We start from the raw sequence: 13,172 nt of genomic DNA, 5'->3' as shown, positions 1-13,172 counted from the left end.
TTATGAATCTTTTGTTACTTGCGAGTAGAAAATAAAAGACCCGCTGGCCGCGAGTCTTCTTTTGTCTTATCCGCCCGTTACTTTGCTCATAAGTTCGTTGCGTAGACCTTCTTTTGTTGCTTCATACTGTGCTTTATATTCATCCGCAGCAGAAGTGCTGAGTCCATTCGCTTTTAATTCGCTTGTCATTGATTTATAAAGGGAATCAAAAGCAGCATCTGTTTTCGCTTCAACTCCTGAAGCCGCACCATTATATTTCTGGTAGAAGTAGGCAGGGTTAACCGTTTCGCCGGCTGCTTTTTTAGCCTCATACTCACTTTTTGCCTGTCCCACTAACGCACCAAGCTGACTCTGTGCCTGCCCCTGTAGGCTGTCAAAGGAGCTGGAATAGCGTGACTTAATCGTCGCTGCGGTTGAACGTCCGCTCCCGCTGTCACCGCCAGCAGATGTACCCGGGCCAGAGCTGCCAGATGTATTTGAACCGCCAGGGATAGAAGCGTTTCCAGCTGAAGAGCCTGATCCGCTTGTTCCTGTAGAGGAAGGAGCAGATGCTGTGTTGGAAGCTGCATCACCCGACCCAGTTTCACTGTCAGCGGTACTGTTTGTGGTAGTAGCAGTGCCGACACTAGTAGGCGTACCTGCTGCGATCGCTTTCTTGTATTCCGATGAACTAAACCACTCGTCTGTAGACATTGTCGAACCATCTGATAAAACAAAATCCCCTTTTTTATCTACTACTACAAGACCCTCTTCGTCCTTTTGAATGTCTTCAGGGAGCGGAGTGCCTTCAGGGAATGAAATCGAATAAGGATCTTCTACAATCTTATCTACCTTCTCATCAGCTACATCATACTTTTTAACCTTGGTAAAATAGTATAATGCGCCGCCTCCTGCCACTGCGAGAAAAAGGATCGCAATCAACGCGATCTTTATAAACTTGCGCAAGAAAAAACCTCCTTAAATAAGTGAATGTCTAAATGTAGTATAACACGCAAAATTTAGAAATAAATAGTAAGAGTAATCTGACAAAATGTGAGATTAGTATGCAATATAGGACATATTTGTTAAGTTCTCTTGCTTTTGGCAATATTATTATGTATTATTTTACCTGTGATTACATAAACATTCCGCAATTGTGGAATTATATAAAATAAGATTAGAAGAGGTGACTACTTTGGTGAAAAAGTATCCATTTAGCACGAAGGCAGCAAAAGCTATGATCGCCGCGACTATTGCATTGACACCAGTAGCAACAACAACAGCTGGTTTGTTTGGGGCAGACAAAGCAGAAGCAGCACAGGTTCAATATGATGTTCATTTCAATACACCACAGGCTTTAGTAGATTATGCGAAATCTATCTATACTCCGATTAAGAATGATGAGAATGTCGTAAAAACAGTTGCTGCATTAAAAGAAACGACTGCAACTGAATGGAATACAATTGCGCAGCCTGTACTTCAAATTCCAGGGGCAGACCCAACGGAAGTACAAAATGCAGCAGCGTTATTACATTTGCTTTTAAACAAGCAGACGGGTGTATTAACAACAGAGAATGTTCAGCAGTTTATTACTGTAACACGAGATAACTTTAACGGTGCAACAGAAGAAGATTATCTTCAATACTTAGAAAATGTAGAAGAAGCCATTTATGAGTACTATGTAACAAACGGTGCTTCAGTTACTTCTGAACCAACGTTTAATATGGTAAAAGGAATCTTAACAGCTGTACAAAGTGCAGAAGATCCATCAGAAGATGATAAGATTCGCTCTGAAATTGTCCGTACTATTAAAACAGATGATACTTCTGTAAGAGCGGCTGTTGAGCTATTAGAAACAACACTAGAAGGCCATGGGGCTAATGAAACAGTAGTAAAAGCTGCTGGGCAACAATTTGCCCTTCAATGGTTAACTAAATACGGTTACACTCCAAGCACTGGCGGCGGTGGCGGGGTAACGCCACCACCACCAGTTCCAGTTCAGCCGAATCCTGATGGGTCAGTAGTCGTTACACCGGTTCCAACAGAAGGCACAAATGAAGTAGTAGTAACAATTCCAGCAGCGGTTGAAAGCCAAATCGTTGCAGCCACGCCAGCTAACGCGCCAGCAGTAGTGATCGAAGTGCCAAACCGTGAAGACGGAAAGCCAGTTGTACTTGATATCCCTGCTTCTCTTGCAGCCGCGATTCAAGCAAAAGCACCAGCAGCAGATATCGTAATTGATGCGGGTGACGTAAAATACGTGATTCCTCTTTCAAAAGTGGATCTAACTGCGCTTGCAGCAGGTCTTGGCGGCAATCTTTCTGCTCTTACATTACGCATCAACATTGATGAATTAACAGCGGCAGAAGCAAATAGCTTGGAAGACTTGATCCAAGCGAAAGCAGCGGGGACAGCAGCAGCTTCTTCTGAAACAAAAGCAGCGTCTATCGTAAGCGGTGTTGAAGTAAAAGCACCTGCTGTAAAAGTGAAAGTACAATTAGCGCAAAATGGTACAGTGCTGAGCGAGCTTAAGTCGTTTGGTAACGTGTATGTAAACCAGGAGCTTACGATTGACGGCAGCGTAAACACAAACAACGCAACAGGTGTTGTGGTAGCAGCGGACGGATCACTTAAAGCTCTTCCGACAACATTTAAAACAGAAGACGGCAAGCAGGTAGCGGTTGTAGGTACACTTGCAAATACGGACGGTGTGTACACAGTCATCGAATCATCTGTTACATTCCCGGATGTAAACAACGGCAAAAACTGGGCTGAAAAATATATCGAAACTCTATCATCTAAATTCATTATCGCAGGTACAACAGCAGGCACATACAAGCCGGATCAAGACATGACTCGCTCACAATTCGCTGTTCTATTAAGCCGTGCGCTTGGATTGCCAGGTACAACTGCTTATGATGGCCGCTTTAAGGATGTAAAAGGCGATGAGTGGTTCAATACGAATGGTGAATTTATGGCAGCTGTGAAATACGGTATTATCGCTGGTAAGCCAAACGGCACATTTGCGCCGAACGATAAAGTAACACGTGCAGAAGCGGCAGCGATGATCGGACGTGCACTTGAACTTGACTTTATCAACTTCGACGAGTCACAGTTGAACAAATCAAAGAAACTAGCTGACTTTAAAGATGTAAAAGAAATCGGTGCTTCTACTCGTGCAGAAGTATTGAAAGTATACCAGGCAGGCATTATGTCAGGGGCAAGCAACAAAGAATTCAACCCGAACGATTACACGAAACGTGATCAAATGGCACGTATTCTAGCTGAATTCTTGATCAAAGCAAACTTGATGGAAAACATTAAGTAAGCACTATATAGAAAAAGGCAGTCTCTTTAAAGAGACTGCCTTTTTTATTGAACGCTTGTTTTTCGTCTTAACCCATACAGCAAAATCGTGACAATATCGTTTGCCAGCTCATGCGCTGTTTTTTCTCCTGTCCAAAGCTTCGTTGTCGCCAGTCTTTCAATCATGCCTACAAGCCCGTTGGCGACAATACCCGCATCTACATTGGAATGAAAGTAATCGGCAGCGCCTTTTTCCCGAAGCTGGGCTTCAATTCGCTCAGCCATTTGCATTTTCACCTCTGCCGCCGCTGGGGATAGGCAAAAACCGATCCGCGCAAGACTGCGATGATCCTTAAAAAACTGAAGAACTTCCGTCAATCCTTCTTCTATTCGGCGGGGAAGGGTAAAGCCATCTAACTCCTCATTTATCAGACTGCCAACCGTGAGAGAGGCAGGTCTCGCGCGGAACAAGTCTTCCAGCTCCCCGAAGATCGCTTCCTTGCTTTTAAAGTACAAATAAAACGTCGGCTGTGTGACATTCGCCTTCCGGACGATTGTGCTAATTTTTGTTTCATGATAACCATGTTCTGCAAACTCATCCGCAGCGATTCGCAATAGAAGGGCACGGCTTGCTTCCCCGTCAGAACCTTTTTTTCTTCCTCGTTGCGCCATCTCTTTCTCTCCTTAAACGCTTACTTTTCTCTCTTTATATGTACGTAAATATCATACAATAGAGGAACATACATTAAAAATTGGTATTAATAGTAAGAGGGAGATTAGGGTGAACACTATCAATAGATAGAATGGACGCTTGCCAGACGTTATATGCAGAAAATAATCTTCGTTCAAAAGACTCATTATATCTTTATGATTTATTTGTAAAAAATTCATATCGTTCTTCCGAAAATGATAAATTCGACAGAAAATGCCTTTTCATGCAGATAGACAGCAACCATTATAACAAAGGTGCCGTATGAAAAGCGAGGAAAGAGAAGTTTTTTCTTATTTTTTGTAGAAATGTATTTATAATGGATTTTTTGTAAGTGTTTAGACATACAGATCAGTCTGATTCGATAGTCATTCATTTGAGGAGTAAACGGGGCTGTCGCGCTAGCCGGATTGGGTGTTATACATGCAATGTGAACAAATCGCGCAGCAATACAACACAATGATCCATCGCATCATGAAAAAGCTGCGTATTAACAAGAACAAAGAGGATTTTCATCAGGCAGGGATGATTGCCCTATGGGAAGCATACATACGGTTTGATGAATCGAAGGGAGAGTTTACGCCTTTTGCGTATTCAACCATTCGGGGACGTCTGAAAAATGCACTAACAAAAGACGCCGCCTTCAGTGACGAAACCGTCCTGACCGGTGAACCCTTTTTGTTTGAAAGAATGGAACCGGAGCCAACGCCCGAGACCGCAGCCCTCGTTCACTTATGTGGAGATAGACTCGAAGGGCGGGCGAAGGATTGGTTTAATGTTTCTATTTTAATCAGCTTGTCCAATCCTGATATTGCTAGAAAGTATGGTGTTACGCCGGCAGCTGTTCGAAAGTGGCAGCAGGCTGCTCAAAGAAAGCTGCAGGAACAGCAGGTGAGCTTGCCTTTACCCTGCAGGCGGTACATGGCGGGCTTCCAAGGCGTAAAAGCAGATGCAGGTATTCAATATGTCTTCATAAGAAACAAAAAGGTACAAGTAACTAGATATTTATAGAAGAGTTATAAGGCTTTTTCACCAGCGGCGGGCTTTTTTTAAAGAAATCTGCCGCTGGCCTATTTGTTACTTTTGTTCGACAAAATCTATTTAATTTAGAATAAATACATCTAAATTTATGAAAATGATATTAAATTTGACAATTGGCTGTGCTATAATGTCGAAGACAATATTTATTAACAGGAGGAAACACATGGAAGAAACAATCAGCCTGAAGGAGCTCGCCCAAACATTGAAAAAGAGGCTGAGATTGATTGTGTTGATCACGGTCGCAGCTGCACTTATCAGTGGTATTATTAGTTACTTTGTTCTTACTCCTATCTACCAGTCATCTACGCAGGTGCTTGTGAACCAGGCGAAAACCGAACAGCAATTGTATAACCCGGCTGAAGTACAAACAAATCTTCAGTTGATTAGTACATATAATGTCATTATGAAGTCACCGGCCATTCTAGAAAAAGTTGCGCAAAACTTAGACTTAGACCTAACAACAGAGCAGCTATCCTCGAAAATTACCGTTGCCAGCGAACAAGATTCACAGGTCGTCAATATTACAGTGCAAGATGAAAAACCAGGCCTTGCAGCCGATATTGCAAACGAAACAGCACGTGTTTTTCAGGAAGATATTGTAAAGATTATGAGTGTTGATAACGTCAGCATTCTTGCAGCAGCAGAAGTCGGCGAAAACCCGTCACCCGTGAAACCGCAGCCGCTTTTAAATATTGCGATTGCTCTTGTTGTTGGATTAATGGCGGGCATCGGGCTTGCTTTCCTGCTTGAATATCTGGATAACACGATTAAAACAGAGCAGGATATTGAGAAAACATTGGGCATCCCAGTTCTTGGCGGTGTAACCACGATTACCGCTGCAGCCGGCCGACCGGCAAAAAAAACACCGGCTCCGAAAGCCGTACGAGGTGAAACCATTGGCTCTTAAGCGCAACAAAGAAAAAACAGCACCTGGTTCTGCCAAGCGAAAGTTGATTACAAACACCGATCCAAAATCGCCAATCTCGGAGCAGTACCGGACGATCCGGACGAATATTTTATTTTCGTCGGTCGATGAAACACTTCGCTCTATTCTTGTGACATCTACAAGCCCGGGGGAAGGGAAATCAACCACTGTATCCAATCTGGCTGTTGTATTTGCCAATCAAGGAAAGAAAGTATTGCTTGTAGACGCCGATATGCGTAAGCCAACGATGCACTACACCTTCGGCTTGCAAAACAGCATGGGCTTAACAAACGTCCTGACAAAGCAGGCTTCTATTGGACAAGCCGCTGTCTCAACGGAAATTGAAAACTTATATGCTCTTCCATCCGGCCCTATTCCGCCGAATCCGGCCGAACTGCTTGGTTCTGTATCAATGAAGGAGTTTATCGATCAGGCAGAAAAAGAATATGACTATGTTCTTTTTGACACGCCGCCAGTACTTGCTGTTACGGACGCCCAGGTACTTGCGAATCAGTGCGATGGCACCGTGCTTGTCGTGAACAGCGGCAAAACAGAAATTGAAGCGGCTCAAAAAGCCAAGGAGCTGCTGGATGCAGCGAAAGCGAAATTGCTTGGTGCTGTACTGAACAACCGGAAGTTAGCTGAATCATCGTACTACTATTATTATGGAACAGAGTGATTCTGTTAAAAAAGTGTAAAAAAGGAAGAAATATCTCGAATTTTAGGATCTTTGTGCTATACTACGTTAAGTAAAAAGGTGAAAGGGGTATAGGCCATGATCGATATTCATTGTCACATCCTTCCTGGAGTGGATGACGGAGCAAAAGACATAGCGCACAGCCTCCAAATGGCAAGAACAGCTGAGCAAGAAGGTATTACCGCGATTGTGGCTACCCCGCATCATATGAATGGAACGTATCAAAACGAAAAAGCTGTCATTGAGCAGAGCGTTCAGCTGTTAAATGTACAGCTGGAGCAGGAAGGGATCAACGTTGATATTTACGCAGGGCAGGAAGTCCGCTTGTACGGGGAACTACTCGAAGACTATCAATCTAACAAACTGCTGACTGTAAACCAATCAACGCATATGCTTGTTGAGTTTCCATCGAGCTCCATCCCTGCGTTTGCGGAGCAGCTGCTTTTTGACATGCAGCTAAAAGGGATTACTCCAATTATTGTACACCCGGAGCGGAATGCAGCGATTGCTGAAAATCCGGATCGTCTCTACAAACTCATTCAAAATGGAGCGCTGTCGCAAGTAACCGCTGCTTCGGTGAACGGCTTATTCGGCAAAAAAGCGAAGGCTCTATCTCTTCAATTGATTGAAGCAAATCTTACACACTTTATCGCCACGGATGCCCATAACACCACAACACGCCGCTTTGGCCTGGCTGAGGCCTATGAGGCAATTGATCCAGACTACGCTGCTTATTTTCAAGAAAACGCGCAAGCGGTCCTGTCTGGCCAGCACATTGAGAAGGAGCCGCCTCAGCACGTTACACGCAAAAAGAAATTTCTTGGACTTTTTTAATACTAACGAGTAACAGAAGCGTTTGTTCGGAATTCTATTACTCTTTTAGGTCATGCCTCCTATACCTTTATCAATGGAGGCACTCGGCCGCGCGGTGGTGTTTCAAGAAATGGAACGCTTAGACGCCAGTCGTCAAGCGCGTGGTGTGAGGGCGGGTTAAATGCCCGAATTTTCATACAAAAAAAGATAAATAGCGAATGAAAGCACATACACTTCCTGTGTGTTTCCATTCGCTATTTAACATTAAAGGGGGAGGAATTGATTGATGAAGAAAGTAAGAAAGGCCATTATACCTGCAGCGGGACTCGGGACACGCTTTCTCCCTGCAACGAAAGCACTGCCGAAAGAGATGCTTCCGATTGTGGATAAGCCAACGATCCAGTACATAGTGGAAGAAGCAATCGCATCGGGTATTGAGGATATTATCATTGTAACGGGTAAAGGAAAACGGGCCATTGAAGACCATTTCGACGGTTCACCTGAATTGGAGCGTAACTTAGAGGAAAAAGGGAAAGTTGATTTATTGCAAAAAGTACGCCATTCTTCTAACTTGGCAGACATTCATTACATCCGTCAAAAAGAACCGAAAGGACTTGGACATGCAGTTTGGTGTGCACGCAACTTTATTGGCGACGAGCCATTTGCGGTACTGCTAGGCGACGATATTGTCCAAAGTGATACACCATGCCTGCGTCAATTAATTGAACAATATGAAGAAACACATTCATCAATTATTGGCGTTCAGCAGGTGCCGGAGTATGAAGCATACCGCTATGGCATTGTAGATCCGGAATCAAAGCAGGGCTTGCGTTACCAGGTAAGCAACTTTGTGGAAAAGCCAGCGCCGGGCACACAGCCATCCAACCTGGCGATTATGGGTCGTTACATTTTGCGTCCGGAAATTTTTATGTTCCTGGACAAGCAGCAAACAGGAGCGGGCGGCGAAATTCAGCTAACAGACGCCATTCAAGCGTTAAACGAAATTCAGCGTGTGTTCGCGTATGAATTTCAGGGCAGCCGCTATGATGTCGGCGAAAAGCTGGGCTTTGTTAAAACAACACTTGAGTTTGCGCTGCAGGATGACGATATTAACGAAGAACTCGTAGCGTATTTATTCGAAAAAGTAGAATTAATGAAAGGCAGGGAGACGATTGGATAATTTAAAGTCCTCAACAAAAGTTGAAGCCCATGCTGTCTCGTATTCACAAGAGAATAAAACATATATCGTCATGAAACGAGTAATGGATGTAACTGGCGCTGGACTTGGAATTCTCTTTCTATCACTCGTTTTTTTATTCATTGCGCTGCTTATTAAGTTGGAAGACCCAAAAGGATCTATTTTTTTTAAACAGAAGCGGGTCGGGAAAGGCGGCCGGGAATTTTATATGTATAAGTTTCGGTCTATGGTATTTAATGCAGAAGAATTATTAGAATCTTTGCTTTCAAAAAATGAAGTATCCGGTGCTATGTTTAAAATGAAAAATGATCCTCGCATAACAAGGGTAGGACGGTTTATCCGGAAAACTAGCTTAGATGAACTACCGCAACTTTGGAATGTGCTAAAGGGCGATATGAGTTTAGTAGGACCACGTCCACCATTGCCAAGAGAAGTAGCACAATATACGGACTATGATAAGCAACGTTTAACAGTTATTCCTGGATGTACAGGTTTATGGCAGGTGAGTGGAAGAAATAGTTTAGGATTTGAAGAAATGGTAGAGTTAGATTTAATATATATTCAAAAAAATTCTGTTTTAGAAGATATAAAAATAATATTAAAAACAGTTAGAATTGTTTTCTTTCCAAAAGGATCTTACTAAAATTGGAGTGAATTAATGGAATTTTTATGTTATTTGCTATGGTGCATAATTGTTTTTTATATAACCATTTGGTTTGTAAGAAAGTATTTTAAAAAAAGTCTTATTAGTATATTGTCCTATACTGTTGTAATGCAAATGATTATTCCTTTGTTAATGATGTACCCGTTTGCCTTTTCGAAAAAGAATATTGTGTCGACAGGAATGTGGTATTACAATTATCTTCCGCATCTAAATACAGTTCTTTTTATTTCTATTTTAGGTATAATCTTTTTCTTTTTAGGGGTCATCCTGTCTAATTCAAGTAGTAAGCCTGTTTACAAATTACAAAATAATATTGCTTCATCTTTTTTAACATTGTCCAAGTCAAATGGTCTAATTTTAATTGGTACATTGGTTGTAACATTATTTTTATTTTTGCTAAGTAATGGGAGTATGTTTGGAGAAAAAGGTATACGTACTTTTGCGATGCAAAATACCTCTATTCGCCCTATCTATAACCTTCTAACATCAATTTTGCCATTAGCTTTAGGATTGACATTAATAAATCTTATAAATGATAAAAGAAAAATATTATTATGGGTTTTATTAATTACTTTACTCTCTATAGGTCTGTCTACTGGTTCTAGAACTACTGTTTTTTCGGGAGTTATTTTTGTAGTTTTAACAATTTTATTTTTAAGACAAAAAAGTAAAGATATACTTTTAACTTCTGTTCTAACTGGAAGTTTCTTTATAGTTTTTTTAATGTATTTGTCTGATATTAGAACAGGACAAATGAATATACTTGTAACATTATCTGGTTTATATGAAAAAATATTTTTTGGAAATACATTTTCAGATTTCCGAGATACTGCATGGATCATGGCTGGGTGGGACGGAGAACTATTGTTTGGAAAAACACAAATTTCAGGATTATTAAGTTTTATTCCAAGTAGTATTTTCCCGTTTCGAAGTCAATGGAGTTTAGGTGTTTTTACTACTTCTCAAGTTGGGCTCGATAGTTCAATTCATCCAGGGTTGAGGCCTGTTATATTTGGAGAAGCCTACTTTAACTTTGGTGTTCTGGGAGTAATATCCTTTTCGCTAATTTATGGATTTATTATAGGACGAATAAGTAGGTTTGCAAACAGCATTTTGAAAAGCAAAGAAGATATAAGGTTGAAAAGAATAAAAATATTTTCAACTTTTTTTATGGCTGAGTTAGCTAGCAACTTAATGATAAGTGCTGGTTTTTACTATGTATATGTAACATGTTTTATTATTTTCTTAGCTTATTTGGCTTATAATCTGAAAGCAAACATAAAAGAACCTAAACAAATACTTTTTGAAAGAGGTAGTCAGAGTGAAGGTCACAATTATTGACGCTTATACTTGGTACAATAAAGGGGATGCCGGAATTCTAATCGGTACTTTAAACCAAATAAATAATTTTTATGAGAAAGAGGGAATTAAAGATTTAAAGATTGATATTTTTTCATTCACTCCAGAAAGTGATGAAGTCCACTATAAAGAAATAAAAAATGTGAGTGAAGTTCAAAGTAATTTACTAAATCCATATCCTTTTAGTAAAACAAAGGCGGGTAAATCCAAGGCTATAGCTAAATTAGCATATAACTCAATTATACAGAATATTACATTTAAAGTATCAAAAAAGACAGCAGCAAAGAAATATCCACAAATAAAAAAAATGTTTGAAAGTGATATTATCATTGTTTGCGGAGGCGGGTTTTTAGGCGGGAAAAAATTCAATAGTTTGATGCACTTACATCAAATTAACATTGCAGCACAGTTGGGTAAGCCAATTTTTCTTTGGGGAACATCAATTGAACCGCCCACTAACAAAGTGTTAAAGAGAATTACTGAAACCGTAATAAATAAGATAGATCATGTTTATCCTCGTGAGGAAATCACTTATAAATATTTAAGTGGCTTTTTAAGCTCAAAGAATTACACTTTTACTCCTGATCTTGCTTTCATGGTTCCAAGTGAAATTAATGCGAAAGTTGAAGATTTATATAAGTCTTTACCTCATAATAAAACCTTAATAGGTTTAACAGTAAGGGATTGGCATTTTCCAAAAAGTTCAAATAAAAAAGATGCATTAAATAATTATAAAAATTCAATTATAAGCTTAATTGAAGAAAAATCAGCAGAACTAAAAGCAAGCTTTGTATTTATCCCACAAGTTATTTTTACAGGGGACGACGATCGAATTATCGCTCGAGAAATAAAAAACAGTTTATCTGCAAAATGTAAAGACGATTTTATAATCCTTGAAGATGATTTATCTCCACAAGAGATCAAAGGATTAATTAGCAAATTTGATATGTTTGTAGGAACAAGAATGCATTCTAATATTTTTGCAACGGGAGCTCATATTCCAACAGTAGCCATTGCTTATGAAGCAAAAACCAATGGAATTATGGATATGTTAGGTCTAAGTAAATATACTGTCAATATTGAAGAAATAACGCCCATGAAAATTAATTCTTTAGTTAGTACTTGTTTTGAAAATAAAGACTCTATAAAAAAGCATTTGGAAACTGAGATACCTAAAGTTCAACAACAAATCGAAAAGAAATCAACTTTTTTAAGAAGAGGAATTGTATGAACATAACCATTGTTTCTCTAAGAGGGCCAACAAATTCTGATTTAAAAGGTGGAGCTAGGGAATACATTAAAGATTTAGCGAAGCCGTGGGTACAAAAGGGTCATAAAGTAACATTAATATGTGCTTCAGAAAGTAATTTTGATTTACCAGTGGAAGAAGTTGTCGATGGAATAAATGTTAAGAGAATAAGCAGCAAAGGATCAAAAGTAGGTTCCATTTGGAAGTTTTATACTAAAAACTATAAAAAATCAACGGATTTATTAGTAGAGAATATGGTTTCTTTTCCTGTATTTTCTCCTTTGTTTTCCAAGAAAGAAAAAAACATTACTATAATACACCATTTAACAGGTAAAGAGTATTTTAAAAGCCACAATCTACCTACTGCTATGCTGGGCTATTTCTTTGAAGAAATAGCCATTCCCTTATTTTACAAGAAAAGAAATATTGTAACAGTTAGTCAGTTAACCAAAAATGAATTAAAGAGACTAGGTATTGTAGAAAGCAACATAAAAATAATATCCCCCGGGATTGACAATGAATACTTTGTCGAAGGTAAGAAGTCCATGCATCCATCTATCCTTTATATTGGGAGATACGATGGGAAAAATGGAGTAAAGAAATTAGATCATTTAGTAGAGGCTTACTCAATGTTAAAAGGTGAGATTGAAGAACTTGAGCTGATAATAGCAGGGCCTACTAAATACAAAGATGAATTGGATACAATTTGTAGGGACGATAAAATTAAATATCTTGGATTTATTTCTGAAGAACAGAAAAGAGAGCTGTATCAATATGCTTGGATATTTTCTAGTCCATCAACTAGAGAAGGTTTTGGAATTACATACATTGAAGCCAACGCTAGCGGCACTCCAGTAGTTGGTTATGAAATTGAAGGTTTAGATACAGTTTCGGTAGACTCAGGAATCTTAGTTGAGCCTAATAATATTGAAAAGTTAAAAGATGCTCTCAAAGAATTAATTTTGAATACAAGTTTAAGAAATGAGATGTCTCAAAAAGCGAGAATTAATTCAGAAAAATATAGTAAGAAAAAGTTTATTGAGAAGTCTTTAGCATTAATATCTAATCATATAGGAGAATAATTCGAAAATACCAAAACAAATGATTAAGCTTTTTCAATATGAAGGCGATAATACTAAATTTATAATAAAAATAATTAAAAACTATTTTTTGATGCTGTTAACATTAGAAAAATCAATATTTACTAGTTAATAAATTAAAAGTATAAAAAG

Annotated in this window: 12 protein-coding genes; 10 read left to right on the top strand and 2 right to left on the bottom strand. The window is 39.3% G+C overall.

The annotated features are described in order from the left end of the window. Positions 1–66: 66 nt before the first annotated feature. A complete protein-coding gene (locus RIN81_RS08230; protein ID WP_309089175.1) occupies positions 67–945 on the bottom strand; it encodes a hypothetical protein in 879 nt (292 codons plus the stop codon). A 232-nt stretch (positions 946–1,177) separates the two neighbouring features. On the opposite strand from RIN81_RS08230, the gene RIN81_RS08225 reads away from it, so the two are divergent. Continuing rightward, a complete protein-coding gene (locus tag RIN81_RS08225) occupies positions 1,178–3,307 on the top strand; it encodes an S-layer homology domain-containing protein (RefSeq protein ID WP_309089173.1) in 2,130 nt (709 codons plus the stop codon). A gap of 44 nt (positions 3,308–3,351) precedes the next feature. On the opposite strand, the gene RIN81_RS08220 is transcribed toward RIN81_RS08225, so the two are convergent. After that, positions 3,352–3,957, bottom strand: a complete 606-nt coding sequence (locus tag RIN81_RS08220) for a TetR/AcrR family transcriptional regulator (protein ID WP_309089171.1) — start codon at positions 3,955–3,957, stop codon at positions 3,352–3,354. Positions 3,958–4,417: 460 nt separating this feature from the next. Here RIN81_RS08220 and RIN81_RS08215 point away from each other — a divergent pair, with 460 nt between their 5' ends. The 9 genes from RIN81_RS08215 (at position 4,418) to RIN81_RS08175 (ending at position 13,022) form a co-directional block, all read left to right on the top strand. Continuing rightward, positions 4,418–5,005 carry a sigma-70 family RNA polymerase sigma factor gene (locus RIN81_RS08215; RefSeq protein WP_309089169.1) on the top strand — a complete coding sequence of 196 codons (588 nt, stop codon included), beginning with the start codon at positions 4,418–4,420 and terminating at the stop codon, positions 5,003–5,005. A 193-nt stretch (positions 5,006–5,198) separates the two neighbouring features. Continuing rightward, on the top strand, positions 5,199–5,942 hold the full coding sequence (locus tag RIN81_RS08210) for a YveK family protein (protein WP_309089167.1): 744 nt from the start codon (positions 5,199–5,201) through the stop codon (positions 5,940–5,942). Beyond that, on the top strand, positions 5,932–6,639 hold the full coding sequence (locus RIN81_RS08205; protein WP_309089165.1) for a CpsD/CapB family tyrosine-protein kinase: 708 nt from the start codon (positions 5,932–5,934) through the stop codon (positions 6,637–6,639). The genes RIN81_RS08210 and RIN81_RS08205 overlap by 11 nt, the downstream gene beginning before the upstream one ends. A gap of 96 nt (positions 6,640–6,735) precedes the next feature. After that, complete coding sequence (locus RIN81_RS08200) at positions 6,736–7,491, top strand: tyrosine-protein phosphatase (protein WP_309089163.1); 756 nt, start codon at positions 6,736–6,738, stop codon at positions 7,489–7,491. 265 nt (positions 7,492–7,756) lie between these two features. Further along, entirely contained in the window at positions 7,757–8,650 is an 894-nt protein-coding gene (galU, locus tag RIN81_RS08195) for a UTP--glucose-1-phosphate uridylyltransferase GalU (RefSeq protein ID WP_309089161.1), read from the top strand. Then, on the top strand, positions 8,643–9,311 hold the full coding sequence (locus tag RIN81_RS08190) for a sugar transferase (RefSeq protein ID WP_309089159.1): 669 nt from the start codon (positions 8,643–8,645) through the stop codon (positions 9,309–9,311). The genes galU and RIN81_RS08190 overlap by 8 nt, the downstream gene beginning before the upstream one ends. A 15-nt stretch (positions 9,312–9,326) precedes the next feature. Continuing rightward, a complete protein-coding gene (locus RIN81_RS08185) occupies positions 9,327–10,673 on the top strand; it encodes an O-antigen polymerase (RefSeq protein ID WP_309089157.1) in 1,347 nt (448 codons plus the stop codon). Beyond that, positions 10,654–11,922, top strand: a complete 1,269-nt coding sequence (locus RIN81_RS08180) for a polysaccharide pyruvyl transferase family protein (RefSeq protein ID WP_309089155.1) — start codon at positions 10,654–10,656, stop codon at positions 11,920–11,922. Before RIN81_RS08185 ends, RIN81_RS08180 begins: the two co-directional genes overlap by 20 nt. After that, positions 11,919–13,022 carry a glycosyltransferase family 4 protein gene (locus RIN81_RS08175; protein WP_309089153.1) on the top strand — a complete coding sequence of 368 codons (1,104 nt, stop codon included), beginning with the start codon at positions 11,919–11,921 and terminating at the stop codon, positions 13,020–13,022. The genes RIN81_RS08180 and RIN81_RS08175 overlap by 4 nt, the downstream gene beginning before the upstream one ends. The last annotated feature ends 150 nt before the right edge of the window (positions 13,023–13,172 follow it).

The sequence above is a fragment of the Domibacillus sp. genome, assembly GCF_031181085.1.
Taxonomy (GTDB): Bacteria; Bacillota; Bacilli; order Bacillales; family Domibacillaceae; genus Domibacillus.
The sequence above is the reverse complement of the archived record's forward strand: the minus strand, read 5'-3'. Positions and strand labels throughout refer to the sequence as shown.

What these genes read in the sequence shown, in the direction of transcription:
- RIN81_RS08220 (WP_309089171.1), bottom strand. Translation starts at nt 3,957, where the DNA reads ATGGCGCAACGAGGAAGAAAAAAAGGTTCTGACGGGGAAGCAAGCCGT.
- RIN81_RS08215 (WP_309089169.1), top strand. Translation starts at nt 4,418, where the DNA reads ATGCAATGTGAACAAATCGCGCAGCAATACAACACAATGATCCATCGC.
- RIN81_RS08210 (WP_309089167.1), top strand. Translation starts at nt 5,199, where the DNA reads ATGGAAGAAACAATCAGCCTGAAGGAGCTCGCCCAAACATTGAAAAAG.
- RIN81_RS08200 (WP_309089163.1), top strand. Translation starts at nt 6,736, where the DNA reads ATGATCGATATTCATTGTCACATCCTTCCTGGAGTGGATGACGGAGCA.
- galU (WP_309089161.1), top strand. Translation starts at nt 7,757, where the DNA reads ATGAAGAAAGTAAGAAAGGCCATTATACCTGCAGCGGGACTCGGGACA.
- RIN81_RS08185 (WP_309089157.1), top strand. Translation starts at nt 9,327, where the DNA reads ATGGAATTTTTATGTTATTTGCTATGGTGCATAATTGTTTTTTATATA.
- RIN81_RS08175 (WP_309089153.1), top strand. Translation starts at nt 11,919, where the DNA reads ATGAACATAACCATTGTTTCTCTAAGAGGGCCAACAAATTCTGATTTA.